A 26979-nucleotide genomic window follows, 5' to 3' on the forward strand; every position below is an offset into this window, starting at 1 on the left:
AACTTTCCCCCACCCCCCCTCCCCTCCCCCCCAGCACGTGGCCCTGCCACCCCCAAAAAACCCATCCGGGGGAACCGGAACCATATGGTTCCGGCCACCCCGGCGGCACGTTTCTGCGCTGGCCCCTGAGGGCTCAGGCCTCCTCGTGGGAGGCGACCGCGCGGCGCGCGTCCGCGTCCAGGACGCCCCAGCTGATCAGCTGCTCGGTGAGGACCGAAGGCGACTGGTCGTAGATGACGGCGAGTGTGCGCAGGTCGTCCTGGCGGATCGAGAGCACCTTGCCGTTGTAGTCGCCGCGCTGCGACTGGATCGTGGCCGCGTAGCGCTGCAGGGGGCCTGCCTTCTCGGCCGGCACCGTGGCCAGCCGCTCCAGGTCCAGGACCAGCTTCGGCGGCGGCTCGGCGGCGCCGCCCGGGGTGGTGCCCGGGAGCAGCTCCTGCACCGGGACGCCGTAGAAGTCCGCCAGCTCGGCGAGGCGCTGCACGGTCACGGCGCGGTCGCCGCGCTCGTACGAACCGACCACGACCGCCTTCCACCGTCCCTGGGACTTCTCCTCGACACCGTGGAGGGAAAGGCCCTGCTGGGTGCGGATCGCCCGGAGCTTGGCCCCGAGCTGTTTGGCGTATTCGCTGGACATATAGCTCCCCGGCACTGTGTCGACGCGGTCAGCTGTGTTGCCGGACCGCGCGGCTGGTAACTCACTGTGAGGTTACGCAGCGTTACTCTGCCGCGTCAAGCCGAATGGTCCGCACCGACTCTTCCGTGGTATCGGCACTCTGTTAGGCCGAACGGGTGATCCGAGGGGGCCATCGGGATGATCGCGGGGACCTGCTACCGTGTATGGCGCAATCCCGACGTCCTTTAAGGTCCGTCCCGTGAGGCGGAGAAGGAGGTCCGTTTCGTATGGACACGCACGACACGCAGTCCGATGCCCGGCCCGTTCTCGAAGGGCCCGACATCGCGCGGGTGCTGACCCGCATCGCCCACGAGATCGTCGAACGCGCCAAGGGCGCCGACGACGTGGTGCTCCTCGGCATTCCGACCCGGGGCGTCTTCCTCGCCCGGCGGCTCGCCGACAAGCTCGAGCAGATCACCGAGCGCAAGGTTCCGTGCGGCTCGCTCGACATCACCATGTACCGCGACGACCTGCGCATGCACCCACCGCGTGCGCTGGCCCGCACGGAGATCCCCGGTGACGGCATCGACGGCAAGCTGGTCGTGCTCGTCGACGACGTGCTCTTCTCCGGCCGCACCATCCGGGCCGCCCTCGACGCGCTGAACGACATCGGGCGCCCGCGCGCGGTGCAGCTCGCCGTCCTCGTCGACCGCGGTCACCGCGAACTGCCCATCCGCGCCGACTACGTCGGCAAGAACCTCCCCACGTCGTTGCGGGAGACGGTCAAGGTCCAGCTCGCCGAGGAGGACGGTCGCGACACCGTGCTGCTCGGTGCCAAGCAGACCTCCCAGTAGCGCCTCAGGCGTACGCCGCTGTCGTACGCCGGCTCAGTGCGCCCTGAGCGCACCCGTCTGCCCGAATTCTCCTGAACTGCCTTACGGAGCCTGACAGATGCAGCGTCATCTCATCTCGGCCGCCGACCTCACCCGCGACGACGCCGTCCTGATCCTCGACACCGCCGAGGAGATGGCCCGGGTCGCCGACCGGCCGATCAAGAAGCTGCCGACCCTGCGCGGCCGCACGATCGTCAACCTCTTCTTCGAGGACTCCACCCGGACCCGGATCTCCTTCGAGGCCGCCGAGAAGCGGCTGTCCGCGGACGTCATCAACTTCTCCGCCAAGGGCTCCAGCGTCTCCAAGGGCGAGTCCCTGAAGGACACCGCCCAGACCCTGGAGGCCATGGGCGTCGACGCCGTGGTCATCCGGCACGGTGCCTCCGGAGCCCCGTACCGGCTGGCCAACTCCGGCTGGATCGACGCGGCCGTCGTCAACGCGGGCGACGGCACCCATCAGCACCCCACACAGGCCCTGCTGGACGCCTTCACCATGCGCCGCCGCCTGGTCGGCCCGGACGCCGGGATCGGGCGGGACCTCGCCGGCCGGCGCATCACCATCGTCGGCGACGTCCTGCACAGCCGGGTCGCCCGCTCCAACGTCGACCTGCTGCACACCCTGGGCGCCGAGGTCACCCTCGTCGCCCCGCCGACGCTGGTGCCCGTCGGCATCGAGACCTGGCCCTGCGAGGTGTCGTACGACCTCGACAGCACACTGCCCAAGTCCGACGCGGTGATGATGCTGCGCGTCCAGCGCGAGCGCATGAACGCCGCGTTCTTCCCGACCGAGCGCGAGTACTCCCGGCGCTACGGCCTCGACGGCGACCGCATGGCGCGGATGCCCGAGCACGCCGTCGTGATGCACCCCGGCCCGATGGTCCGCGGTATGGAGATCACCGCCGAGGTCGCCGACTCCGACCGCTGCACCGTCGTCGAGCAGGTCGCAAACGGAGTGTCCATCCGGATGGCCGTCCTGTACCTGCTGCTCGGTGGCAACGAACCCGCCGTCACCCAGTCCCGTACCGAGGAGAAGTAAGACAGATGAGCAAGATCCTGATCCGTGGTGCGAAGGTGCTGGGCGGCGAGCCGCAGGACGTGCTGATCGACGGCGGGACGATCGCCGAGGTCGGCGGCGGCCTGTCGGCCGAAGGGGCCGAGGTCGTCGAGGCCGACGGCAAGGTGCTGCTGCCGGGCCTGGTCGATCTGCACACCCATCTGCGCGAGCCCGGCCGTGAGGACTCCGAGACCGTCCTGACCGGTACCCGGGCGGCGGCCAGCGGCGGCTACACCACCGTGTTCGCCATGGCCAACACCTTCCCGGTCGCCGACACCGCAGGTGTCGTCGAGCAGGTCTGGCGGCTCGGCAAGGAGCACGGCTACTGCGACGTCCAGCCCATCGGCGCCGTCACCGTCGGCCTGGAGGGCAGGAAGCTCGCCGAGCTGGGCGCCATGCACGAGTCGGCCGCCGGTGTCACCGTCTTCTCCGACGATGGCAAGTGCGTCCACGACGCCGTGATCATGCGCCGCGCCCTGGAGTACGTGAAGGCCTTCGGCGGTGTCGTCGCGCAGCACGCGCAGGAGCCGCGGCTGACCGAGGGCGCCGAGATGAACGAGGGGATCGTCTCCGCCGAGCTGGGGCTCGGGGGCTGGCCCGCGGTGGCCGAAGAATCGATCATCGCCCGGGATGTCCTGCTCGCCGACCACGTCGGCTCCCGCGTCCACATCTGTCACCTGTCGACCGCCGGCTCCGTCGAGATCGTCCGCTGGGCCAAGTCCCGCGGCATCGCCGTCACCGCCGAGGTCACCCCGCACCACCTCCTCCTCACGGATGAGCTGGTGCGCACCTACAACCCGGTCTACAAGGTCAACCCGCCGCTGCGCACCGAGCGCGACGTCATGGCCCTGCGCGAGGCACTCGCCGACGGCACGATCGACATCGTCGCCACCGACCACGCCCCGCACCCGCACGAGGACAAGGACTGCGAGTGGGCCGCGGCCGCCATGGGCATGGTCGGCCTGGAGACCGCGCTGTCAGTGGTGCAGGAGACCATGGTCGACACGGGTCTGCTGGACTGGGCCGGCGTCGCCGACCGGATGTCCGTCAAGCCCGCGCGGATCGGACAGGCCACGGGCCACGGACGACCCGTCTCGGCAGGTGAGCCCGCCAACCTCACCCTGGTCGACACGGCATACCGTGGGCTCGTGGAACCCGCGGGCTTCGCCTCGCGCAGCCGCAACACCCCCTACGAGGGGCGTGAGCTGCCGGGCCGTGTGACGCACACGTGGCTGCGGGGCAAGGCCACGCTCGTCGACGGGAAGCTCACGTGACACCTGTATTCCTGCTGGCCGCCGAGAAGGAATCGGCGCAAGTGACCGACTGGGCCGCCCGTATCGGCTGGGTCGTCGGCCTCGCCCTGTTCGTCGCGCTCGTCTACTGGCTGATGCGCGAGGGCTGGAAGTGGCGCGGCACCCTCCAGGGCGACCTGCCCGAGCTGCCCGCCGCCCCGGACGACCCGGGCCCCGAGAAGCTGAGCATGAGCGGCCGCTACCACGGCTCCACCACCGCCGGTCAGTGGCTCGATCGCATCGTGGCCCAGGGCCTGGGCACCCGCAGCCGTGCCGAGCTCACCCTCACGGACGCCGGCCTCGACGTCGTACGCCCCGGGGCGAGCGACTTCTTCGTCCCGGCCGCGCGGCTCCGTGAGGCCCGGCTCGACAAGGGCATCGCCGGCAAGGTCCTCACCGAGGGCGGCCTGCTGATCGTCACCTGGGAGCACGGCGACCGGCTGATCGACTCCGGGTTCCGCTCCGACCACGCGGCCGAGCACAACGAGTGGGTCGAAGCCCTCAACTCCATGATCGAAACGAACACCAGGGAAGGCGTCGAACGATGACCACCTCCACCAGGGGAGCTGCCAGGACTCCCGCCGTACTCGTCCTGGAGGACGGCCGGATCTTCCGCGGCCGTGCCTACGGGGCCGTGGGGGAGACCTTCGGCGAAGCGGTGTTCTCCACCGGCATGACCGGCTACCAGGAGACCCTCACCGACCCCTCGTACCACCGCCAGGTCGTGGTGATGACCGCCCCGCACGTCGGCAACACCGGCGTGAACGACGAGGACCCCGAGTCGAAGAAGATCTGGGTCTCCGGGTACGTCGTGCGCGACCCCGCGCGCGTGCCGTCCAACTGGCGCTCCCGGCGCTCGCTGGACGAGGAGCTCGCGGCGCAGGGCGTCGTCGGCATCTCCGGCATCGACACCCGCGCCCTCACGCGTCACCTGCGCGAGCGCGGCGCCATGCGCGTCGGCATCTTCAGCGGCGAGGCGGTCCGGGAGGACGGCGCGCTGCTGGCCCGCGTGAAGGAAGCCCCCCAGATGAAGGGCGCGAACCTCTCCGCCGAGGTCGCCACCACCGAGCCGTACGTCGTCCCGGCGATCGGCGAGAAGAAGTTCACCGTCGCCGCCGTCGACCTCGGCATCAAGGGCATGACCCCGCACCGCATGGCCGAGCGCGGCATCGAGGTGCACGTGCTCCCGGCCACCGCGACCGTCGATGACGTCTACGCGGTCGACCCGGACGGCGTGTTCTTCTCCAACGGCCCGGGCGACCCGGCCACCGCCGACCACCCCGTCGCCGTCATGCGGGGCGTCCTGGAGCGCGGCACCCCGCTCTTCGGCATCTGCTTCGGCAACCAGATCCTGGGCCGCGCGCTCGGCTTCGGCACCTTCAAGCTGAAGTACGGGCACCGCGGTATCAACCAGCCGGTGCAGGACCGCACGACCGGCAAGGTCGAGGTCACCGCGCACAACCACGGCTTCGCCGTCGACGCACCGCTCGAGAAGGTCTCCGAGACCCCGTTCGGCCGCGCCGAGGTGTCGCACGTCTGCCTGAACGACAACGTGGTGGAGGGGCTGCGGCTCCTCGACCGCCCCGCCTTCAGCGTCCAGTACCACCCCGAAGCGGCAGCCGGCCCGCACGACGCCGCCTACCTGTTCGACCGCTTCGTATCCCTGATGGAGGGCCAGCGTGCCTAAGCGCACCGATATCCAGTCCGTCCTGGTCATCGGCTCCGGCCCGATCGTCATCGGCCAGGCCGCCGAGTTCGACTACTCCGGCACCCAGGCGTGCCGCATCCTTCGCGCCGAGGGCCTGCGGGTCGTCCTGGTGAACTCCAACCCGGCGACGATCATGACCGACCCGGAGATCGCCGACGCCACGTACGTCGAGCCGATCACGCCCGAGTTCGTCGAGAAGATCATCGCCAAGGAGCGCCCCGACGCCCTGCTGCCCACCCTGGGCGGTCAGACGGCCCTCAACACGGCCATCTCGCTGCACGAGGCGGGGACGCTCGACAAGTACGGCGTCGAGCTCATCGGCGCCAACGTCGAGGCGATCAACAAGGGCGAGGACCGCGACCTCTTCAAGGAGGTCGTCGAGGCCGTCCGCGCGAAGATCGGCCACGGCGAGTCCGCCCGGTCCTACATCTGCCACTCCATGGACGACGTCCTCAAGGGCGTCGAGCAGCTCGGCGGCTACCCGGTCGTCGTCCGCCCCTCCTTCACCATGGGCGGCGCCGGCTCCGGCTTCGCCCACGACGAGGAGGAGCTGCGCCGCATCGCCGGGCAGGGCCTCACGCTCTCGCCGACCACCGAGGTGCTCCTGGAGGAGTCCATCCTCGGCTGGAAGGAGTACGAGCTGGAGCTGATGCGCGACAAGCACGACAACGTCGTGGTCGTCTGCTCCATCGAGAACTTCGACCCCATGGGCGTGCACACCGGCGACTCGATCACGGTCGCGCCGGCGATGACCCTTACCGACCGCGAGTACCAGACCCTCCGGGACATCGGCATCGCCGTGATCCGCGAGGTCGGCGTCGACACCGGCGGCTGCAACATCCAGTTCGCGGTGAACCCCGAGGACGGCCGGGTCATCGTCATCGAGATGAACCCGCGTGTGTCGCGCTCCTCGGCGCTCGCCTCCAAGGCGACCGGCTTCCCGATCGCCAAGATCGCCGCCAAGCTCGCCGTCGGCTACACGCTCGACGAGATCCCGAACGACATCACGCAGGAGACCCCGGCCTCCTTCGAGCCCACGCTCGACTACGTGGTCGTGAAGGCCCCGCGCTTCGCCTTCGAGAAATTCCCGAGCGCGGACGCCACCCTCACCACCACCATGAAGTCGGTCGGCGAGGCCATGGCCATCGGCCGCAACTTCACCGAGGCCTTCCAGAAGGCCCTGCGCTCGCTGGAGAAGAAGGGCAGCCAGTTCACCTTCGTCGGCGAGCCCGGCGACAAGGCTCTCCTCCTGGAAGAGGCCGTCCGCCCCACTGACGGCCGTATCAACACCGTCATGCAGGCCATCCGCGCGGGCGCCACGCCCGAGGAGGTCTTCGAGTACACGAAGATCGACCCGTGGTTCGTCGACCAGCTCTTCCTCATCAAGGAGATCGCGGACGAGCTGGCCGAGGCGCCCGAGCTGACCACCGAGCTGCTCGCCGAGGCCAAGCGGCACGGCTTCTCCGACACGCAGATCGGCGAGATCCGCGGCCTGCGCGAGGACGTCGTCCGTGAGGTCCGGCACGCGCTGGGCATCCGCCCGGTCTACAAGACGGTCGACACCTGCGCCGCCGAGTTCGCCGCGAAGACGCCGTACTTCTACTCCTCCTACGACGAGGAGACCGAGGTCGCGCCCCGCGAGAAGCCGGCCGTCATCATCCTGGGCTCCGGCCCGAACCGCATCGGCCAGGGCATCGAGTTCGACTACTCCTGTGTCCACGCCTCCTTCGCGCTGAGCGACGCGGGCTACGAGACGGTGATGGTCAACTGCAACCCGGAGACCGTCTCCACGGACTACGACACCTCCGACCGCCTGTACTTCGAGCCGCTGACGCTGGAAGACGTGCTGGAGATCGTGCACGCCGAGCAGCAGGCCGGACCCGTCGCGGGTGTCGTCGTCCAGCTCGGCGGCCAGACCCCGCTGGGCCTGTCGCAGGCGCTCAAGGACAACGGCGTGCCCATCGTCGGCACCTCCCCGGAGGCCATCCACGCCGCCGAGGACCGGGGCGCCTTCGGACGGGTCCTCCAGGAGGCCGGCCTCCCGGCCCCCAAGCACGGAACCGCCACCACCTTCGCCGAGGCCAAGTCCATCGCCGACGAGATCGGCTACCCGGTCCTGGTCCGTCCGTCGTACGTCCTGGGCGGGCGCGGCATGGAGATCGTCTACGACGAGACGCGCCTGGAGGCGTACATCGCCGAGTCGACCGAGATCAGCCCGTCGCGCCCGGTCCTGGTCGACCGGTTCCTCGACGACGCGATCGAGATCGACGTCGACGCGCTCTACGACGGCCAGGAGCTCTACCTCGGTGGCGTCATGGAGCACATCGAGGAGGCCGGCATCCACTCCGGCGACTCGGCGTGCGCCCTGCCCCCGATCACGCTCGGCGGCTTCGACGTCAAGCGCCTGCGGGCCTCCACGGAGGGCATCGCGAAGGGCGTCGGCGTCCGCGGCCTGATCAACATCCAGTTCGCACTGGCGGGCGACATCCTCTACGTCCTGGAGGCCAACCCGCGCGCCTCCCGGACCGTCCCCTTCACCTCGAAGGCGACGGCGGTGCCGCTGGCCAAGGCCGCCGCCCGGATCTCGCTGGGCGCCACGATCGCCGAGCTGCGCGCCGAGGGCCTGCTCCCGGCCACCGGTGACGGCGGCGAACTCCCGCTCGACGCGCCGATCTCCGTCAAGGAGGCCGTCATGCCGTGGTCGCGCTTCCGCGACATCCACGGCCGCGGCGTCGACACGGTCCTCGGCCCGGAGATGCGCTCCACCGGCGAGGTCATGGGCATCGACTCCGTCTTCGGCACGGCGTACGCCAAGTCGCAGGCGGGCGCCTACGGCCCGCTGCCCACCAAGGGCCGCGCCTTCATCTCGGTCGCCAACCGCGACAAGCGCTCGATGATCTTCCCCGCGCGCGAGCTGGTCGCCCACGGCTTCGAGCTGATGGCCACGTCCGGCACGGCCGAAGTGCTCAAGCGCAACGGCATCAACGCCACCGTCGTGCGCAAGCAGTCCGAGGGCACCGGCCCGAACGGCGAGAAGACCATCGTCCAGCTCATCCACGACGGCGAGGTCGACCTCATCGTCAACACCCCGTACGGCACGGGCGGCCGCCTCGACGGCTACGACATCCGTACGGCGGCCGTGGCACGGTCCGTGCCCTGCCTGACGACGGTCCAGGCGCTCGCGGCGGCGGTCCAGGGCATCGACGCCCTCAACCGCGGCGACGTGAGCGTCCGGTCGCTCCAGGAACACGCGGAACATCTGACCGCGGCCCGCGACTAGCAGCCCCGAGGGGGACACCGGAAACGGTGTCCCCCTCTTCGTGAGGACGCCACGTCTTCGTGAGGACATCATGTACAAGATCTTCTTCCGTCTCGTCTTCAAGCGGCTGGACCCGGAGCAGGCGCACCACCTCGCCTTCCGCTGGATCCGCCTGGCCGCCCGCGTGCCCGTGCTGCGCACCTTCCTCGCGGCCGCCCTCGCGCCCCGCCACAAGGAGCTGCGCACCGAGGCCTTCGGGCTCCGCATGCACGGCCCCTTCGGGCTCGCCGCGGGCTTCGACAAGAACGCCGTGGGCATCGACGGCATGGCGATGCTCGGCTTCGACCACGTCGAGATCGGCACGGTGACCGGCGAGCCGCAGTCCGGCAACCCCAAGCAGCGGCTGTTCCGGCTGGTCAAGGACCGGGCGCTGATCAACCGCATGGGCTTCAACAACGACGGCTCGCTCCGTGTCGCCGCCCGCCTGGCCTCCCGTACGCCGGTCTTCAGGACCGTCGTCGGCGTCAACATCGGCAAGACCAAGGTCGTACCCGAGGAGGAGGCCGTCGCGGACTACGTGAAGTCCGCCGAGCGGCTCGCGCCCTACGCCGACTACCTCGTGGTCAACGTCTCCTCCCCGAACACGCCCGGTCTGCGTAATCTGCAGGCCACGGAGGCGCTGCGCCCCCTGCTGAGCGCCGTCCGCGAGGCCGCCGACGGCGCGGTGCCGGCGCGGCGTGTCCCGCTCCTGGTCAAGATCGCGCCGGACCTCGCCGACGAGGACATCGACGCGGTCGCCGACCTCGCCGTGGAGCTGGGCCTGGACGGCATCATCGCCACCAACACCACCATCGCGCGCGAAGGACTCGGCCTGAAGTCCGACCCCTCCCTGGTCAAGGAGACCGGCGGCCTGTCCGGGGCGCCACTGAAGGAACGCTCCCTGGAGGTCCTGCGCCGCCTCTACGCGCGCGTGGGGGACCGGATCACCCTGGTGGGCGTGGGCGGCGTCGAGAACGCCGAGGACGCCTGGCAGCGCATCCTGGCCGGTGCCACGCTGGTCCAGGGCTACAGCGCCTTCATCTACGAGGGGCCCTTCTGGGGCCGCGCGATCCACAAGGGGCTCGCCGCGCGCCTGCGCACCAGCCCGTACGCCACGCTCGCCGACGCGGTGGGCGCCGACGTGAGGAAGACGGCATGAGTGGTCTCGAACCCTTCGGCGCGCGCCTGCGCCGGGCCATGGACGAGCGCGGCCCGCTCTGCGTCGGCATCGACCCGCACGCCTCCCTGCTCGCCGAGTGGGGCCTGAACGACGACGTGGCCGGCCTGGAGCGGTTCAGCCGCACGGTCGTCGAGGCGCTGGCCGACCGGGTCGCCGTGCTCAAGCCGCAGAGCGCGTTCTTCGAGCGGTTCGGCTCGCGCGGACTGGCCGTCCTTGAGGCGTCGGTGGCCGAGGCCCGGGCGGCGGGCGCCCTGGTCGTGACGGACGCCAAGCGAGGCGACATCGGCTCGACCATGGCCGCGTACGCCGAGTCGTTCCTGCACAAGGACGCACCGCTGTTCTCCGACGCGCTGACCGTCTCGCCCTACCTCGGCTACGGCTCGCTCAGCCCGGCCGTGGCACTGGCCCGGGAGAGCGGCGCCGGGCTGTTCGTGCTGGCGCTGACCTCCAATCCGGAGGGCGGCGAGGTCCAGCACGCCGTACGGTCCGACGGCCGGAACGTCGGAGCGACGATGCTCGCGCACCTGGCCGCCGAGAACGCGGGGGAGGAGCCCCTGGGGTCCTTCGGCGCGGTCGTCGGCGCCACCCTCGGTGACCTGTCGTCGTACGACCTGGACATCAACGGCCCGCTCCTCGCGCCCGGCATCGGCGCCCAGGGGGCCACGCCGGCCGATCTTCCGGCGGTCTTCGGGGCGGCGGTGGGCAATGTCGTGCCGAACGTCAGCCGGGGAGTGCTACGCCACGGTCCTGACGCGGTCGCTCTGCGTGACGCCGCGGAGCGCTTCGCGGAGGAGATCCGTCACGCTGTGACCTCCGCCTGACCACTTCTCGACCTTCCTGTGAGTCCTCCGATGAGTGGCCGGGGACGGGCTTGAGTCTGAATACATCCTCAAATCCGGGGCAGTATGTCCTAAATGTCTGTTCAGATGAAGGCTGACCAGGACTTTTCCGCTGTTCTCGCTGACTCTGGCGGACTTGCCCGCTAGTCTCCGACGAGAGTCAACGGGCAAGCGTGTTGCTCGTGGCTCCCCAGGTGTGGGGCGACTAGGTTCCTCACCGGTCCGTATCCGACAGTTCGACATCCGAGGTGACGTAGGCGTGGCTCTTCCGCCCCTTACCCCTGAACAGCGCGCAGCCGCGCTCGAAAAGGCCGCCGCGGCTCGCCGGGAGCGGGCCGAGGTCAAGAATCGACTCAAGCACTCCGGCGCCTCCCTTCACGAGGTCATCAAGCAGGGCCAGGAGAACGACGTCATCGGCAAGATGAAGGTCTCCGCTCTCCTTGAGTCCCTGCCGGGCGTGGGCAAGGTCCGCGCCAAGCAGATCATGGAGCGACTCGGCATCTCCGAGAGCCGTCGTGTGCGTGGTCTCGGCTCCAACCAGATCGCCTCCCTGGAGCGCGAGTTCGGCAGCACCGGCAGCTGAGTCCGGACCACTCCGGTTCAACTGGAATAATCGCTGCATGACTGAACGTCCGCGGCTGACCGTGCTCTCCGGCCCCTCGGGGGTCGGCAAGAGCACGGTCGTCGCTCATATGCGCAAGGAACACCCCGAGGTCTGGCTCTCGGTGTCGGCGACGACCCGCAAGCCCCGCCCCGGCGAGAAGCATGGCGTCCACTACTTCTTCGTCACCGACGACGAGATGGACAAGCTGATCGCCAACGGCGAACTGCTGGAGTGGGCCGAATTCGCCGGCAACCGCTACGGCACGCCGCGTGCGGCCGTGCAGGAGCGCCTGGAGGCCGGTGAGCCGGTCCTCCTGGAGATCGACCTGCAGGGTGCCCGTCTGGTCCGGGAGTCGATGCCCGAGGCCCAGCTGGTGTTCCTGGCTCCTCCCTCCTGGGAGGAGCTGGTGCGCAGACTGACCGGGCGGGGTACCGAACCGCCCGAGGTGATCGAGCGCCGGCTCGAGGCGGCGAAGATCGAACTCGCCGCCGAGCCGGAGTTCGACACCACCCTGGTCAACACCGCCGTCGAGGACGTGGCTCGCGAGCTGCTAGCCTTGACGAACGTCGTGTGACCATCGCTGATCGTCCCGATCCTCGCTGATCACCCCGACAGATCCTTTCCCACCCATCGGAAGGTAGAGCGTGTCCTCTTCCATCTCCGCGCCCGAGGGCATCATCAACCCGCCGATCGACGAGCTCCTCGAGGCCACCGACTCGAAGTACAGCCTCGTGATCTACGCGGCCAAGCGGGCCCGCCAGATCAACGCGTACTACTCGCAGCTCGGCGAGGGCCTCCTCGAGTACGTCGGTCCCCTCGTCGACACCCACGTCCACGAGAAGCCGCTCTCGATCGCCCTCCGCGAGATCAACGCGGGGCTGCTCACGTCCGAGGCCGTCGAGGGCCCGGCGCAGTAAGTAGTATTTCCAGCTTGACGCTGACTTTTCCACAGGCCCGGCAGGTCGACTGCCGGGCCTGTGGTGTGTCATGGAGTCGTACGGTGTGCCGGTTGCCGAGGTCCGGGGAGAAACGGTGGACAAGCCGAAGGTCGTTCTGGGGGTCAGTGGCGGCATCGCCGCGTACAAGGCCTGTGAGCTGCTGCGGCGGCTGACGGAGTCGGGCCATGACGTGCGCGTGGTGCCCACGGCCTCCGCGCTGCACTTCGTCGGTGCCGCCACCTGGTCCGCGCTCTCCGGGCACCCGGTCTCCACCGAGGTCTGGGACGACGTCCACGAGGTCCCGCACGTCCGCATCGGACAGCATGCCGACCTGGTCGTCGTCGCCCCCGCCACCGCCGACATGCTCGCCAAGGCCGCCCACGGCCTGGCCGACGACCTGCTCACCAACACCCTGCTCACCGCCCGCTGCCCGGTCGTCTTCGCCCCCGCCATGCACACGGAGATGTGGGAGCACCCGGCCACCCAGGAGAACGTGGCGACGCTGCGCCGCCGCGGCGCCGTGGTCATCGAGCCGGCCGTGGGCCGTCTCACCGGCGTCGACACCGGCAAGGGCCGGCTGCCCGACCCCGGTGAGATCTTCGAGGTGTGCCGCCGGGTGCTGGCCCGGGGCGTGCGGGAGCCGGACCTCAAGGGCCGGCATGTCGTGGTCAGCGCGGGCGGCACCCGCGAGCCCCTGGACCCGGTCCGGTTCCTGGGCAACCGCTCCTCCGGCAAGCAGGGCTACGCCCTCGCCCGCACCGCGGCCGCCCGCGGCGCCCGTGTCACGCTGATCGCGGCCAACAGCACCCTGCCGGACCCGGCCGGGGTGGACGTCGTCCCCGTCGGCACGGCCGCGCACCTGCGCGAGGCGGTGCTGCGAGCCGCCGCCGACGCCGACGCCGTGGTCATGGCGGCGGCGGTGGCGGACTTCCGTCCGGTGACGTACGCGGCCGGGAAGATCAAGAAGAAGGACGACCAGGAACCGGAGCCGATCGCCCTGGTGCGTAATCCGGACATCCTCGCGGAGATCTCCACCGACCGGGTCCGCCCCGGGCAGGTGATCGTCGGCTTCGCCGCCGAGACGGACGACGTCCTCGCCAACGGCCGCGCCAAGCTGAAGCGCAAGGGCTGTGATCTGCTGGTGGTGAACGAGGTCGGGGAGCGCAAGACCTTCGGTTCCGAGGAGAACGAAGCCGTCGTGCTGGGCACCGACGGCAGCGAGACCGCGGTGCCGTACGGACCCAAGGAAGCCCTGGCCGAAACCGTGTGGGACCTGGTGGCCGGGCGCCTCGGCTGATGTTTCAGTCGCCCTGCGCCTTCGTGAAACCCGGCCGATCGGGGCGTGGCGCCTCTGGCCAACGCAGCTCAGGATTGGGCAGAATGCCCGTGCCGCAGGTCACAGCACTCCCGAGTGGCGAGACAGGGGGACCGTGGCCGAAGCGTGACCCGTAAACTGTTCCACGGACGGCGCGAGGTGCAGCCCCCGCCGTCCGCCAATGATCAGCCAGCAGCCGCTGCAACCCCAGGGAGCGTTGTGTCCCGTCGCCTGTTCACCTCGGAGTCTGTGACCGAGGGTCACCCTGACAAGATCGCTGACCAGATCAGCGACACCATTCTCGACGCGTTGCTCCGCGAGGACCCGACCTCTCGGGTCGCCGTCGAGACTCTGATCACGACCGGCCTGGTACACGTGGCCGGCGAGGTCACGACCAAGACGTACGCGGACATCGCGACGCTGGTCCGGAACAAGATCCTCGAAATCGGTTACGACTCCTCGAAGAAGGGCTTCGACGGCGCCTCCTGCGGCGTCTCGGTGTCCATCGGCGCACAGTCCCCGGACATCGCCCAGGGTGTCGACACGGCGTACGAGTCCCGTGTCGAGGGCGACGAGGACGAGCTCGACAAGCAGGGCGCGGGCGACCAGGGCCTGATGTTCGGCTACGCGACGGACGAGACCCCGACGCTGATGCCGCTGCCGATCTTCCTGGCCCACCGCCTGTCCAAGCGCCTGTCCGAGGTGCGCAAGAACGGCACCATCCCTTACCTGCGCCCGGACGGCAAGACCCAGGTCACCATCGAGTACGACGGCGACAAGGCGGTCCGCCTGGACACCGTCGTGGTCTCCTCCCAGCACGCCTCCGACATCGACCTGGACTCGCTGCTGGCTCCTGACATCAAGGAGTTCGTCGTCGAGCCGGAGCTCAAGGCGCTGCTCGACGAGGGCATCAAGCTCGACACGGAGAACTACCGTCTCCTGGTCAACCCCACCGGCCGCTTCGAGATCGGCGGCCCGATGGGCGACGCCGGCCTGACCGGCCGCAAGATCATCATCGACACCTACGGCGGCATGGCCCGCCATGGCGGCGGTGCCTTCTCCGGCAAGGACCCGTCCAAGGTCGACCGCTCCGCCGCGTACGCGATGCGCTGGGTCGCCAAGAACGTCGTGGCGGCGGGCCTCGCCTCCCGCTGCGAGGTCCAGGTGGCGTACGCGATCGGCAAGGCCGAGCCGGTGGGCCTGTTCGTCGAGACCTTCGGCACGGCCAAGATCGACACGGACAAGATCGAGAAGGCGATCGACGAGGTCTTCGACCTCCGCCCGGCCGCCATCATCCGCGACCTCGACCTGCTCCGCCCGATCTACGCCCAGACCGCGGCGTACGGTCACTTCGGACGTGAGCTTCCCGAGTTCACGTGGGAGCAGGCGGACCGTGTGGACGCGCTGCGCAAGGCGGCGGGCCTGTAGGTCCGACGCCCTCACGGCACCGGTGAGGCCCGGCACCCTTCGGGGGGCCGGGCCTCGTCGTCGTCCGTGGCTTCGCCGGCACCGCCGGTTGTCAGTGGTGTTTGGTAAGAATGCAAGCGTGAGCAGCGAGAACGGACAGGCGGACGGCGGCGTCGAGGGTGCGCCGCCCGAGCAGCTCGCGCTCATCCGGGAGAGCGTGCGGAAGGCCAATACGCCCCGGGCCAAGCCGCGGACCTGGCGGGGAGCCGCGCTCGCCAAGGAACGGCCTGTGGCGCGCGTCCTCGTCGACAAGGGCGTGCTCCATCTCGACCGGTACTTCGACTACGCGGTGCCCGAGGAACTGGACGCCGAGGCCCAGCCGGGCGTGCGGGTGCGGGTGCGCTTCGGGGCCGGGCGGCACCGGGTGCGGGACGGGCGGCGTGAAGGCGGCGGGCTGATCGACGGGTTCCTCGTCGAGCGGCTGACCGAGTCCGAGTACTCCGGGCCGCTGGCCGCCCTGGCCCAGGTCGTGTCGCCCGAGCGGGTGCTGAGCGAGGAACTGCTGGGGCTGGCCCGGGCGGTCGCCGACCGGTACGCGGGCAGCCTCGCCGACGTCCTGCAACTCGCCGTGCCGCCGCGTAACGCGCGCGCCGAGAAGCGCGCCTCGCCCGCGCCCCTGCCGCCGCCCCCGGCCCCCGAGGCGGGATCCTGGCAGCGTTACGAGCGGGGAGCGGCGTTCGTGGAGTCGCTGGCGTCCGGCGGTGCTCCACGGGCCGTGTGGAACGCGCTGCCGGGGCCGCAGTGGAGCGAGGAGCTGGCCCGGGCCGTCGCGGCGACCCTGGCCTCCGGGCGCGGCGCGCTCGCCGTCCTGCCCGACGGACGGGCCGTCGCACGAGCGGACGCCGCCCTGACCTCCCTGCTCGGGGAGGGGCGGCACGCGGTGCTCACCGCCGACGCGGGGCCCGAGAAGCGGTACGCGCAGTGGCTCGCGGTGCGCCGCGGTTCCGTACGGGCCGTGATCGGCACGCGGGCCGCGATGTTCGCGCCGGTACAGGACCTCGGGCTCGTGGCCCTCTGGGACGACGGGGACGACAGCCACAGCGAGCAGCACGCCCCGCAGCCCCATGCGCGAGAGGTGCTCCTGCTGCGGGCCGCCCAGGACAAGTGCGGCTTCCTGCTGGGCAGCTGGGGCTGCACGGTGGAGGCCGCGCAGCTCGTCGAGAGCGGGTGGGCCCGGCCGCTCGTCGCCGGACGGGAGCAGGTCCGGGGAGCCGCTCCGCTCGTGCGCACCGTGGGGGACGGGGACCTCGCCCGGGACGAGGCCGCCCGGGCCGCCCGGCTGCCGACCCTCGCCTGGCAGGCCGTCAGGGACGGCCTGCGGCACGGCCCGGTGCTGGTGCAGGTGCCCCGGCGGGGCTACGTGCCGCGCATGGCCTGCGCCAACTGCCGGGCGCCCGCGCGGTGCCGGCACTGCTCCGGGCCGCTGGAGACACGGGACGGCGGTGCCCTGTGCTGTGGGTGGTGCGGCCGCGAGGAGAGCGGCTGGCACTGCCCGGAGTGCGGTGCCTTCCGGCTGCGCGCCTCGGTGGTGGGAGCGCGCCGGACCGCCGAGGAGCTCGGGCGGGCCTTCCCCGCGGTCCCGGTGCGGACCTCGGGGCGTGAACACGTGCTCGACACGGTCCCGGGGGCGCCCGCGCTGGTGGTGAGCACGCCGGGGGCCGAGCCGGTCGCCGAGGGCGGGTACGCGGCGGCGCTGCTGCTGGACGGGTGGGCCATGCTCGGGCGGCCCGATCTGCGGGCCGGGGAGGACGCGTTGCGGCGGTGGATCGCGGCCGGGGCACTCGTCCGGCCGCAGTCGGCCGGCGGCACGGTGGTGGTCGTCGCGGAGCCGACGCTGCGGCCCGTCCAGGCGCTCGTACGGTGGGATCCCGTCGGTCACGCGGTGCGGGAGCTCGCCGAGCGGGCCGAGCTGGGGTTTCCGCCGGTGTCGCGGATGGCGGCCGTGTCGGGGCCGGCGGAGGCGGTGGCCGAATTTCTCCGTACGGCAGAACTGCCCCCGGAGGCGGAGGTGCTGGGACCGGTGCCGCTGCCCGTCCCCGCCGCGGGGCGGCCGCGGCGGGCGGGGGCGCCGCCGCCCGGCGAGCAGTGGGAGCGCGCGTTGCTGCGGGTGCCGCCCGGGAAGGGGGCCGCGCTGGCCGCAGCGCTCAAGGCCGCGCAGGCCGCGCGGATGGCTCGGGGAAGCGGGAGCGGGGCCGGCGTCTGGGTGCGGATCGATCCGGCTGACATCGGGTGAGCCGTTGACCGGGTGAGCCGGCGCGGAAGGGGCGTCGACCCCGCCACCCGCCGGACCGGCCCTGGTGCCGCCGGAGTCGGCGGGGTGTCGCCCGGATGTGCGACTGCCCTCCCGAAGGCGTCCCGGGAGGGCAGGGCGAGGGCGGTTCAGCCGTTGCGCGGGCCGGGGAACGCCGTCGGCCGTGCCTCGTCGCGGAGTGCGGGGCTGCCTGCCGTCGGCTGCGTGGGCATGGAGCGGGCCGCGGGGACCGTCGGGACCGTGGGCAGGCCGGTGGGCATGCCGACCGCGCGACCGCCCGTCGGCTCCGGCGTGCGCTCCGGCTCGGCCGTGGCCGCCTGGGCCGTGGTCGCGGCACGGCGTGCGCCGTAACGGCGGTGCACCGCCTGTTTGGTGACTCCGAGCGCGGAGCCCACCGCGTCCCACGAGAAGCCGAGCGAGCGGTCGAAGTCCACGGCCGCGGTGACCAGGGTCTCGACACTGTCCCGCAGCTCCTGGGCGAGACGTACCGTCGGGGCGGGGGCGCGTCCGTAGACGACGAAGCCCGTGGAAGGGCCGGAGCGGCGCGGGCGGTAGACATTGCCCAGCTGGGCGGTGAGGGTGCGCAGTGCGTCCACCTGCCGGCGGACCCGCTCGATGTCCCGCACCAGCAAGTGCAGGCTGGCCCGAGCCTGGGCGTCGTGGGTTGCGTGGTCGGCCATGAACAAGCCTCTCGAACCGGCGTTGAAAGGAATGGGCCGTGATCACGGCCCGTTGTGGTCAACTCTGTCTTGACCAACGCGGATTCGCTCCGCGGGTCACGGTGTGGGGGCGTGGAAGCGTATGAGTGCGCCTGTTTGTGCGGGGTGTGCGCCTCGGCCTTCGGCCTTCGGCGTGTGTCTCCCACCCGCGCACCGCCGGTAACAGCCGATCAAGAGGCTGAGCTCTCCCGCGCGGGGCTGGGCGCCGTCGGCGGCTTTCCGTGCGGGGCTCATAGACTTGGGCGTTGCCCGTTGTCGATCCCCGCCCCCGAGAGGCCCCCACCACCCCATGAAGCTCGTCTTCGCCGGTACACCCGAGGTCGCCGTTCCCGCTCTGGACGCTCTTCTCGCCTCCGGGCGGCACGAGGTGGCCGCTGTCGTCACGCGGCCCGACGCGCCGGCCGGGCGCGGGCGCAGGCTGGTCGCGTCGCCCGTCGCCGAGCGGGCGGAGGAGGCCGGGATCGAGGTGCTCAAGCCCGCGAAGCCGAAGGACCCCGAGTTCCTCGAGCGACTGCGGGAGATCGCGCCGGACTGCTGTCCCGTCGTCGCGTACGGGGCGCTGCTGCCCCGCGTCGCCCTCGACGTCCCCGCGCACGGCTGGGTCAATCTGCACTTCTCCCTGCTGCCGGCCTGGCGCGGGGCCGCGCCCGTGCAGCACGCCATCATGGCCGGCGACGAGATCACCGGTGCATCGACGTTCCTGATCGAGGAGGGGCTCGACTCGGGGCCGGTGTACGGGACGGTGACCGAGGAGATCCGGGCCACCGACACCAGCGGGGACCTGCTGACGCGGCTCGCCTTCGCCGGTGCCGGGCTGCTCGCGGCGACCATGGACGGGATCGAGGACGGCACGCTGAAGGCCGTACCGCAGCCGGCCGACGGCATCAGCCAGGCGCCGAAGGTCAACGTCGAGGACGCCCACCTCGACTGGGCCGCCCCCGCGCTGCGCGTCGACCGGATGGTACGGGGCTGCACCCCGGCCCCCGGCGCCTGGACCACGTTCCGCGGCGAGCGGCTCAAGCTCATCCAGGTCACCCCCGTGCCCGACCGGGCGGACCTCGCCCCGGGGCAGATCTCCGCGGGGAAGAACAACGTGTACGTCGGCACCGGTTCGTACGGAGTCGAGCTGCTCTGGGTGCAGGCCCAGGGCAAGAAGCCGATGAGGGCCGCGGACTGGGCGCGTGGCGTGCGGATCGCCGACGGGGAGCGGCTGGGGGGCTGATGCCCCTGCTTGCGGCGGCGTAGGCTGGACGGCGCACTTCTTCTCACACCCGGAGCACCTTTTTCGTGAGCGAACAGCCCCGTCGGCCCCGCACGTCCGGCAAGCCCTACCGTCGGCCCAAGAAGGACCCCGTCCGCATCCTCGCCTTCGAGGCGCTGAGGGCAGTGGACGAGCGCGACGCCTACGCCAACCTCGTCCTGCCGCCGTTGCTGCGCAAAGCACGGGAGAACGAGGGACCCGAGAAGTTCGACGCGCGGGACGCGGCGCTCGCCACCGAGCTGGTGTACGGCACGCTGCGGTGGCAAGGGACGTACGACGCGGTCATCGCGAACTGCGTGGACCGGCCGCTCGGGGACGTCGACCCGCCGGTGCTGGACGTGCTGAGCCTCGGCGCGCACCAGTTGCTCGGGACGCGGATCCCGACCCACGCGGCCGTGTCCGCCACGGTCGAGCTCGCGCGGGTGGTACTCGGCGACGGACGGGCCAAGTTCGTCAACGCCGTCCTGCGGAAGATCGCGCAGGACGATCTGGACGGCTGGCTCGAGCGGGTCGCGCCGCCCTACGACGAGGATCCCGAGGACCACCTCGCCGTCGTCCACTCGCATCCGCGATGGGTCGTGTCCGCGCTGTGGGACTCCCTCGGCGGCGGGCGGACCGGTATCGAGGGGTTGCTCCGCGCCGACAACGAGCGGCCCGAGGTGACCCTGGTGGCGCGGCCCGGGCGGGCCACCACCGGGGAACTGCTCGACGAGGACGCCGCCGTGCCGGGGCGCTGGTCGCCGTATGCGGTACGGCTGACCGAGGGCGGCGAGCCGGGCGCCATCGAGGCCGTCCGGGACGGGCGCGCGGGTGTGCAGGACGAGGGCAGCCAGCTCGTCGCGATCGCCCTCGCGGGCGCGCCGCTGGACGGGCCCGACCGGCGGTGGCTCGACGGATGCGCGGGGCCCGGCGGCAAGGCCGCGCTGCTCGGCGCCCTCGCCGCCGAACGGGGCGCGCTGCTGCTCGCCTCCGAGAAGCAGCCGCACCGGGCCAGGCTCGTGGCGGGCGCGCTGGACGGCAACCCGGGTCCGTACCAGGTGATCGCCGCGGACGGAACCCGTCCGGCGTGGCGGCCCGGCAGCTTCGACCGGGTCCTGGTCGACGTGCCGTGCACCGGCCTGGGGGCCCTGCGGCGCCGCCCCGAGGCACGCTGGCGGCGCCGGCCCGACGACCTGGAGGGATTCGCGCCGTTGCAGCGCGGGCTGCTGCGCACCGCCCTGGAGTCGGTGCGCGTCGGCGGCGTCGTGGGCTACGCGACGTGCTCGCCGCACCTCGCCGAGACCCGCGCCGTGGTCGCCGACGTGCTCAAGCAGATGCCGGACACCGACCTCGTCGACGCGCGGCCGCTGCTGCCCGGCGTACCGGATCTGGGCGACGGACCCGACATCCAGCTGTGGCCGCATCTGCACGGCACCGACGCCATGTACCTGGCCCTCATTCGCCGGACCGGCTGACCCCCGCCCCGACGCTCTCCTGGTGTGCCGCACCGCCGTCCTCCCTGGCCAGCCGGTGCGGCCACCACACCTTCGGTCCCACGTCCAGGAACAGGGACGTCACCAGGACCGAGCGCACGATGAACGTGTCGATGAGGACCCCGAGGGCCACCGCGAAGCCGATCTCGGCGAAGGCGACCATCGGGAGGGTGCCGAGGGCGGCGAACGTGCCGGCCAGCACCAGGCCCGCGGAGGTGATGACCGCGCCGGTGGCGGCAAGCCCCGTGATCACGCCCTCTCTGGTGCCCTTGCGGGCCGCCTCCTCGCGGATGCGGGTGGTGAGGAAGATGTTGTAGTCGATGCCCAGGGCGACCAGGAAGACGAAGACGAACAGGGGGAAGTCGGTCGCCTCGCCCGCGTAGTCGAAGATGTGGCGGAACGCGAGCGCGCTGATGCCCAGGGCCGCCGTGAAGGACAGGATCACCGTCCCGACCAGCAGCACCGGGGCGATCAGGGACCGTAGCAGCGCGCACAGGATCAGCAGGACGACGGCCAGGACCAGCGGGATGATCACGATGTTGTCGTGGATCGTCGCCTTGTCCATGTCGATGAGCCCCGCCGTGCCGCCGCCCACCTGGGCGTCCGCGTCCGGCACCGCGTGCACCGCGTCCCGCACCCTTTCGACGGTCTGCTTGGCCGCCTCGCTGTCCGCCGGATCGGCCAGGGTCGCCTCGAACAGCACCTTGCCCTCGTACACGGGTCTGGTGGCCGGGGGCAGGCCGAGCGAGGTCGGCACGACGCCCTCGGTCCCGGCGACCGCGCGGCCCACCTGCCGGGCCTGCGCCTGGTTGGAGACGATGACGAGCGGGTTGCCGCTGCCGGCGGGGAAGTACCGCTCGGCGACCTCCTGGCCGACGATCGAGTCCGGCTTGCCCGTGAAGGCGTCCGCGTTGCCGATGCCCTCAGCGCGCAGCTGGATGAGGCCGAGTGAGCAGACTGCGAGGACGATGGCCGTCACCGCCCAGACCATGCGTGGACGGCGGGCGATACCGCGGCCGGTGCGGGCCCAGACGCCGCGCCCGGTGGGGTCGGCCGAGCCGAGGTGCGGGATCACCGGCCAGAAGATCCAGCGGCCGAAGATCACCAGCAGGGCCGGGAACAGGGTCATCATCGCCAGGAGGGCGACCGCCACGCCGATCGCGGCGACCGGGCCCAGGCCGCTGGTGGAGTTCATCTCCGCGACCAGCAGCACCAGCATGCTCAGCACGACCGTCGCCCCGGAGGCGAGCACCGCGGGGCCCGCCCGGTGCAGGGCGAGCGCCATCGCCTCGTGCCGGTCCTCGTGACGGCGCAGTTCCTCCCGGTAGCGCGCCACGAGCAGCAGCGCGTAGTCCGTCCCCGCGCCGAACACGAGCACCGTGAGGATGCCGGCGCTCTGCCCGTTGACGGTCAGGTCGGCGTGTTCGGCGAGGAGATAGATCAGCGCCTGTGCGGTGAACAGCCCGGCGATCACGGCGAGCAGCGGGACCAGCAGCAGGGTGGGACTGCGGTAGGTGATCAGCAGCATGACGATGACGACGGCCATGGCCGACACCAGCAGCGTCGAGTCGATGCCCTCGAAGGCCTTGGAGAAGTCCGCCGACGTGCCGCCCGGCCCGGTGATGTGCACGGCGAGGCCGCCGTGACTGTCGCCGGTGACGTCCCGCATGGAGTCGACCGCGGGCGCGATCCGCTCCCAGCCCTGCTCGTCCATCGTGATCGGTACGAGGATCTCCGCGGCCCGGGGATCGGCCTGCCGGTCGTAGACGGGCCCCCGGGTCTCCGCGCCCCGGATGCCGTGGTCGCGCAGCTGCCTCAGCTCTGCCGCGTCCTCGGTGATCTGCGCGCGGTCCTGTGCGGTGAGCCCGCTGTCCCGGGCATAGACGACGACCGCGGGGATCTGCTCGGGACGGAAGTCCTTCGACAACTCCAGCACCTGCGTCGACTCCGCGGACCCCGGCAGCCAGGACGCCGCGTCGTTGTCCTGCGCATCGGTGAGCTTCATCGCGAACGGCGCCGCCACGAACAGCACGACCAGCCACAAGACCAGGACCAGCCACTTGGCCCGCCTCCCGCAGACCCAATGACCGATACCGCGGTTGCTTGTCATGGGGACCTCCGCAGCGATGCCCTGAAGGGGCGCGGGGAACTGCGCGACCAGCCACGCACGACCCGCACTCGACGGGAACCGCCAATCCCCGGACCCCCACCGCCCAAGCCCAGCGCAGCGCATAGGCTTAGGCCATGGCCGCGCAGATCAACCCCAGCATCCTGTCCGCCGATTTCGCTCGCCTCGCGGACGAGGCGAAGGCGGTGGAGGGAGCCGACTGGCTCCACGTCGACGTCATGGACAACCATTTCGTCCCGAACCTCACGCTCGGGGTGCCGGTCGTAGAGTCTCTCGCCCGTGCGACGGACACTCCGCTGGACTGCCACCTGATGATCGAGGCCCCCGATCGGTGGGCGCCCCAGTACGTGGAGGCGGGGGCCGGTTCCGTCACCTTCCATGTCGAGGCGGCCGCCGCACCGGTCCGGCTCGCGCGGGAGATCCGCGCCAAGGGCGCCCGCGCCTCCATGGCGCTGAAGCCCGCGACCCCCATCGAGCCGTACGAGGACCTGCTCCCCGAGCTCGACATGCTGCTGATCATGACGGTCGAACCGGGCTTCGGGGGACAGGCCTTCCTCGACATCATGCTTCCGAAGATTCGCCGCACCCGCGAGTTGATCAGCAAGCACGGTCTGGAGCTCTGGCTTCAGGTCGACGGCGGAGTTTCGGCTTCCACCATCGAGCGGTGCGCCGACGCCGGAGCCGACGTCTTCGTGGCCGGATCGGCGGTCTACGGGGCAAAAGACCCGGCCGAGGCGGTACGTGCACTACGCACGCAGGCTGAGGCGACGACGGCCAAGGCATCCTGGGCCTGCGACCACTGAGCCACAGCAAAGTGAACGGCTCCGATCAGGGCTGATCAAGCGCGCCGGATCTGCAAGGATGAACGGCGAATCCAGAGTGTGAACAGCAGTGAGGAGATCGCCGTGTCGGGTATGTCGGCGGGCCGGTCAGCCATGCGGATGGGACCCGCTGAGCTGGTGCAGGCGGCGGCCATGGCCCGCCGCTTCTACCTCGAGGGCAAGTCCAAGATCCAGATCGCGGAGGAGTTCGGCGTCAGCCGCTTCAAGGTGGCCCGGGTCCTGGAGACCGCCCTCGAACGGGATCTCGTACGCATCGAGATCCGTGTGCCGGCCGAGCTGGACGCCGAGCGCTCGGACGCGCTCCGCGCCCGCTACGGCCTCAGGCACGCTGTCGTGGTCGAGTCCCCGGCCGAGGCCGAGGAGACACCCGACCCCGAGAACCTGGGAGAGGTGGCCGCCGACCTGCTCGGCGAACTGGTCAACGAAGGTGATGTGCTGGGACTGGCCTGGGGCCGTTCCACGATCCACATGGCGGCGGCGCTCGACCGGCTGCCGCCGTGCACGGTGGTGCAGCTGACGGGCGTGTACGACGCCGGGACCGCCGAGCGCGGCTCGGTCGAGGCCGTACGCCGCGCCGCCCAGGTGTCCGGCGGTGACGCCCACCCCATCTACGCGCCGATGCTGCTGCCCGACGCGGCCACGGCCACGGCACTGCGCAACCAGACGGGCATCGCCCGGGCCTTCGAGCACTTCGACAAGGTCACCGTCGCCTGTGTCTCCATCGGCTCCTGGGAGCCGGGCATCTCCACGGTGCACGACATGCTCAGTGACGAGGAGCGCGCGCACTACGCCTCCCTCGGTGTCGCCGCCGAGATGTCCGCGCACCTCTTCGACGCCGAGGGCCGCCGGGTCGGCCGCGACCTGGGCGAGCGGTGCATCACCGTCAAGACCCACCAGCTCCGCCGCGTCCCAGAGGTCGTCGCCATCGCGGGCGGGCAGCGCAAGGGGCCCGCGATCGACGCGGTGCTGCGGTCCGGGCTGGTCACCAGCCTGGTCACGGACACGTCGGCCGCCGACTACCTGATGACGGCGGGGCCGGCGCCGAAGTCCGCGCTCAACAGGGCCGACCCGGACGGAGTCTGACGGATGGTGAGGGAGCCGCACCAGGTGCCGGACGACCCGGCGGGCCGGATCGTGGTCGTTCTCGACCTCGACGGGGTCACGGACAAGGCGGGCCTCATGGACCGCTGTGCCCGTGACCTGGCCCTGCCCGACTGGTTCGGCCGCAACTGGGACGCCCTCGCCGACTGCCTGGCCGACCCCGCCCTCTGGCCCGAGGGGTCAAAGGAGCGGGGGCTGCTGGTCGTCGTGCGGGGCTGGCGGGCGTACGCCGAGACGCGGCCCGAGGAGTGGCAGGTCGCCGAGGAGATCTTCGCCGAGGCGACGGACCGGGGGCCGGGCCTCTTCGTGACCCTCGGCCTTGGAGCATCCTCCGAGAGGCCCCCTGACCAGCCTGGATGATCCGCTCAGGGACGTTGGGGCCGTCGTCGTGGGACAATGAAGTACGTGCTCTTTCCCCCGGACCGTCCGGTTCGGGGGTCACCTCTGAACGACTGGGATGTGCAGCACGTGCGTTTCCTCAATGACATCCAGCCCGGGTACGACCTGACGTACGACGACGTCTTCATGGTGCCGAGCCGCTCCGCGGTCGGCTCGCGGCAGGGCGTCGACCTCAGCTCCCCGGACGGCACGGGCACCACCATCCCGCTCGTCGTCGCCAACATGACCGCCATCGCCGGCCGCCGGATGGCCGAGACCGTGGCCCGCCGCGGCGGCCTCGTGGTGATACCGCAGGACATCCCGAACGACGTGGTCACCGACGTCGTCTCCTGGGTGAAGAGCCGCCATCTGGTCCTGGACACCCCGATCATGCTGGCCCCGCACCAGACCGTGGCGGACGCGCTGGCGCTGCTGCCCAAGCGCGCGCACAACGCCGGGGTCGTCGTCGACGAGAACCACAGGCCGATCGGTGTGGTCACCGACTCCGACCTGTCCGGCGTGGACCGCTTCACGCAGCTGACCGAGGTCATGTCCCGGGACCTGCTGCTCATCGACGCGGACATGGACCCGGGCGAGGCGTTCAACACCCTCGACCACGCCAACCGCCGCTACGCCCCGGCGGTCAACAAGGACGGCACGCTCGCCGGCATCCTCACCCGCAAGGGCGCCCTGCGCGCCACGCTCTACAAGCCGGCCACCGACGCGCAGGGCCGGCTGCGCATCGCCGCCGCCGTCGGCATCAACGGCGACGTCGCGGGCAAGGCCCAGCAGCTGCTGGACGCGGGCGTCGACGCGCTCGTCATCGACACGGCGCACGGCCACCAGGAGTCGATGATCAGCGCCCTGAAGCTGGTGCGCGACCTCGACCCGCGGGTGCCGATCGTCGCGGGCAACGTCGTGGCCGCCGCGGGCGTGCGCGACCTCATCGAGGCGGGCGCGGACATCGTCAAGGTCGGTGTCGGACCCGGCGCCATGTGCACCACCCGCATGATGACCGGCGTCGGCCGGCCGCAGTTCTCCGCCGTCCTGGAGTGCGCCGCCGAGGCGAAGAAGTACGGCAAGCACGTGTGGGCCGACGGCGGCGTCCGCCACCCGCGCGACGTGGCGATGGCGCTCGCGGCCGGCGCGTCCAACGTGATGGTCGGCTCCTGGTTCGCGGGCACCTACGAGTCCCCGGGCGACCTCCAGCACGACGCGCAGGGACGGGCGTACAAGGAGTCCTTCGGCATGGCATCCGCGCGTGCCGTGCGCAACCGCACCTCGGAGGAGTCGGCGTACGACCGGGCCCGCAAGGCGCTGTTCGAGGAGGGCATCTCCACCTCCCGCATGTTCCTCGACCCGGCCCGCCCGGGCGTCGAGGACCTGATCGACTCGGTCATCGCGGGCGTCCGCTCCTCGTGCACCTACGCCGGTGCCGGCTCCCTGGAGGAGTTCGCCGAGAAGGCCATCGTCGGCATCCAGAGCGCCGCCGGTTACGCGGAGGGCAAGCCCCTGCACGCCAGCTGGAGCTGACGCGCCAACGCCCTTCGTTACGGCCCTCGGTGAACAACCGGGGGCCGTTTCTCGTGTCGGCGCGCGTGTTCCCTCTCGAGATCCGCCGCC

General features: G+C 71.3%; 23 protein-coding genes. 20 read left to right on the top strand and 3 right to left on the bottom strand.

The annotated features are described in order from the left end of the window. Positions 1–133 precede the first annotated feature (133 nt). Entirely contained in the window at positions 134–637 is a 504-nt protein-coding gene (gene bldD / locus AC07DF_RS36645; RefSeq protein WP_018570201.1) for a transcriptional regulator BldD, read from the bottom strand. A 266-nt stretch (positions 638–903) separates the two neighbouring features. Here bldD and pyrR point away from each other — a divergent pair, with 266 nt between their 5' ends. The 14 genes from pyrR (at position 904) to AC07DF_RS36715 (ending at position 17437) form a co-directional block, all read left to right on the top strand. Beyond that, entirely contained in the window at positions 904–1470 is a 567-nt protein-coding gene (pyrR, locus tag AC07DF_RS36650) for a bifunctional pyr operon transcriptional regulator/uracil phosphoribosyltransferase PyrR (protein ID WP_184597184.1), read from the top strand. Positions 1471–1567: 97 nt separating this feature from the next. After that, on the top strand, positions 1568–2545 hold the full coding sequence (locus tag AC07DF_RS36655; RefSeq protein WP_478981078.1) for an aspartate carbamoyltransferase catalytic subunit: 978 nt from the start codon (positions 1568–1570) through the stop codon (positions 2543–2545). A gap of 5 nt (positions 2546–2550) precedes the next feature. Then, a complete protein-coding gene (locus AC07DF_RS36660; protein ID WP_478981080.1) occupies positions 2551–3837 on the top strand; it encodes a dihydroorotase in 1287 nt (428 codons plus the stop codon). Then, a complete protein-coding gene (locus tag AC07DF_RS36665) occupies positions 3834–4403 on the top strand; it encodes a PH-like domain-containing protein (RefSeq protein ID WP_478981082.1) in 570 nt (189 codons plus the stop codon). The genes AC07DF_RS36660 and AC07DF_RS36665 overlap by 4 nt, the downstream gene beginning before the upstream one ends. Continuing rightward, the gene (gene carA / locus AC07DF_RS36670) at positions 4400–5542 is read left to right on the top strand and encodes a glutamine-hydrolyzing carbamoyl-phosphate synthase small subunit (RefSeq protein WP_478981084.1); all 1143 of its coding nucleotides are present in this window, start codon (positions 4400–4402) and stop codon (positions 5540–5542) included. Before AC07DF_RS36665 ends, carA begins: the two co-directional genes overlap by 4 nt. After that, positions 5535–8843, top strand: coding sequence for a carbamoyl-phosphate synthase large subunit (carB, locus tag AC07DF_RS36675; RefSeq protein ID WP_478981086.1), 3309 nt, complete (start codon positions 5535–5537; stop codon positions 8841–8843). Before carA ends, carB begins: the two co-directional genes overlap by 8 nt. A 70-nt stretch (positions 8844–8913) precedes the next feature. Next, entirely contained in the window at positions 8914–10020 is a 1107-nt protein-coding gene (locus AC07DF_RS36680) for a quinone-dependent dihydroorotate dehydrogenase (RefSeq protein WP_478981088.1), read from the top strand. Further along, positions 10017–10862 carry an orotidine-5'-phosphate decarboxylase gene (gene pyrF, locus AC07DF_RS36685; RefSeq protein ID WP_478981090.1) on the top strand — a complete coding sequence of 282 codons (846 nt, stop codon included), beginning with the start codon at positions 10017–10019 and terminating at the stop codon, positions 10860–10862. The genes AC07DF_RS36680 and pyrF overlap by 4 nt, the downstream gene beginning before the upstream one ends. 277 nt (positions 10863–11139) lie before the next feature. Then, on the top strand, positions 11140–11463 hold the full coding sequence (locus AC07DF_RS36690; protein WP_003977346.1) for an integration host factor: 324 nt from the start codon (positions 11140–11142) through the stop codon (positions 11461–11463). 37 nt (positions 11464–11500) lie between these two features. After that, the gene (gmk, locus tag AC07DF_RS36695) at positions 11501–12058 is read left to right on the top strand and encodes a guanylate kinase (protein ID WP_382497575.1); all 558 of its coding nucleotides are present in this window, start codon (positions 11501–11503) and stop codon (positions 12056–12058) included. Between the two features lie 70 nt (positions 12059–12128). Further along, positions 12129–12401 (top strand): DNA-directed RNA polymerase subunit omega, encoded by a 273-nt coding sequence (gene rpoZ, locus AC07DF_RS36700; RefSeq protein WP_003988945.1) that lies wholly within the window; start codon positions 12129–12131, stop codon positions 12399–12401. 115 nt (positions 12402–12516) lie between these two features. After that, positions 12517–13719 (top strand): bifunctional phosphopantothenoylcysteine decarboxylase/phosphopantothenate--cysteine ligase CoaBC, encoded by a 1203-nt coding sequence (gene coaBC / locus AC07DF_RS36705; protein WP_478981093.1) that lies wholly within the window; start codon positions 12517–12519, stop codon positions 13717–13719. Between the two features lie 237 nt (positions 13720–13956). Then, a complete protein-coding gene (metK, locus tag AC07DF_RS36710) occupies positions 13957–15165 on the top strand; it encodes a methionine adenosyltransferase (RefSeq protein ID WP_454360742.1) in 1209 nt (402 codons plus the stop codon). A gap of 118 nt (positions 15166–15283) precedes the next feature. Beyond that, the gene (locus tag AC07DF_RS36715; protein ID WP_478981095.1) at positions 15284–17437 is read left to right on the top strand and encodes a primosomal protein N'; all 2154 of its coding nucleotides are present in this window, start codon (positions 15284–15286) and stop codon (positions 17435–17437) included. Positions 17438–17583: 146 nt separating this feature from the next. On the opposite strand, the gene AC07DF_RS36720 is transcribed toward AC07DF_RS36715, so the two are convergent. After that, a complete protein-coding gene (locus AC07DF_RS36720; protein WP_454360744.1) occupies positions 17584–18135 on the bottom strand; it encodes a hypothetical protein in 552 nt (183 codons plus the stop codon). 328 nt (positions 18136–18463) lie between these two features. Between AC07DF_RS36720 and fmt the strand changes: the two genes are divergently transcribed. Both fmt and AC07DF_RS36730 read left to right on the top strand, forming a co-directional pair. After that, positions 18464–19396: a methionyl-tRNA formyltransferase gene (gene fmt, locus AC07DF_RS36725; RefSeq protein WP_478981097.1), complete on the top strand. Its 933-nt coding sequence runs from the start codon at positions 18464–18466 to the stop codon at positions 19394–19396. Positions 19397–19461: 65 nt separating this feature from the next. After that, complete coding sequence (locus AC07DF_RS36730; RefSeq protein WP_478981099.1) at positions 19462–20889, top strand: RsmB/NOP family class I SAM-dependent RNA methyltransferase; 1428 nt, start codon at positions 19462–19464, stop codon at positions 20887–20889. Here the strand turns inward: AC07DF_RS36730 and AC07DF_RS36735 are convergent. Beyond that, positions 20870–23017, bottom strand: a complete 2148-nt coding sequence (locus AC07DF_RS36735) for an MMPL family transporter (RefSeq protein WP_478981101.1) — start codon at positions 23015–23017, stop codon at positions 20870–20872. The two genes, AC07DF_RS36730 and AC07DF_RS36735, sit on opposite strands and share 20 nt — an antisense overlap. Positions 23018–23151: 134 nt before the next feature. Here AC07DF_RS36735 and rpe point away from each other — a divergent pair, with 134 nt between their 5' ends. From rpe to AC07DF_RS36755, 4 genes are all read left to right on the top strand, one after another. Further along, on the top strand, positions 23152–23838 hold the full coding sequence (rpe, locus tag AC07DF_RS36740; RefSeq protein ID WP_189726416.1) for a ribulose-phosphate 3-epimerase: 687 nt from the start codon (positions 23152–23154) through the stop codon (positions 23836–23838). A 78-nt stretch (positions 23839–23916) separates the two neighbouring features. Continuing rightward, complete coding sequence (locus AC07DF_RS36745) at positions 23917–24960, top strand: sugar-binding transcriptional regulator (protein WP_382497562.1); 1044 nt, start codon at positions 23917–23919, stop codon at positions 24958–24960. Positions 24961–24963: 3 nt separating this feature from the next. Next, complete coding sequence (locus AC07DF_RS36750; RefSeq protein ID WP_478981103.1) at positions 24964–25338, top strand: barstar family protein; 375 nt, start codon at positions 24964–24966, stop codon at positions 25336–25338. A 108-nt stretch (positions 25339–25446) separates the two neighbouring features. Further along, on the top strand, positions 25447–26889 hold the full coding sequence (locus AC07DF_RS36755) for a GuaB1 family IMP dehydrogenase-related protein (protein WP_478981105.1): 1443 nt from the start codon (positions 25447–25449) through the stop codon (positions 26887–26889). The last annotated feature ends 90 nt before the right edge of the window (positions 26890–26979 follow it).

Source organism: Streptomyces sp. NPDC044719 (assembly GCF_056433405.1).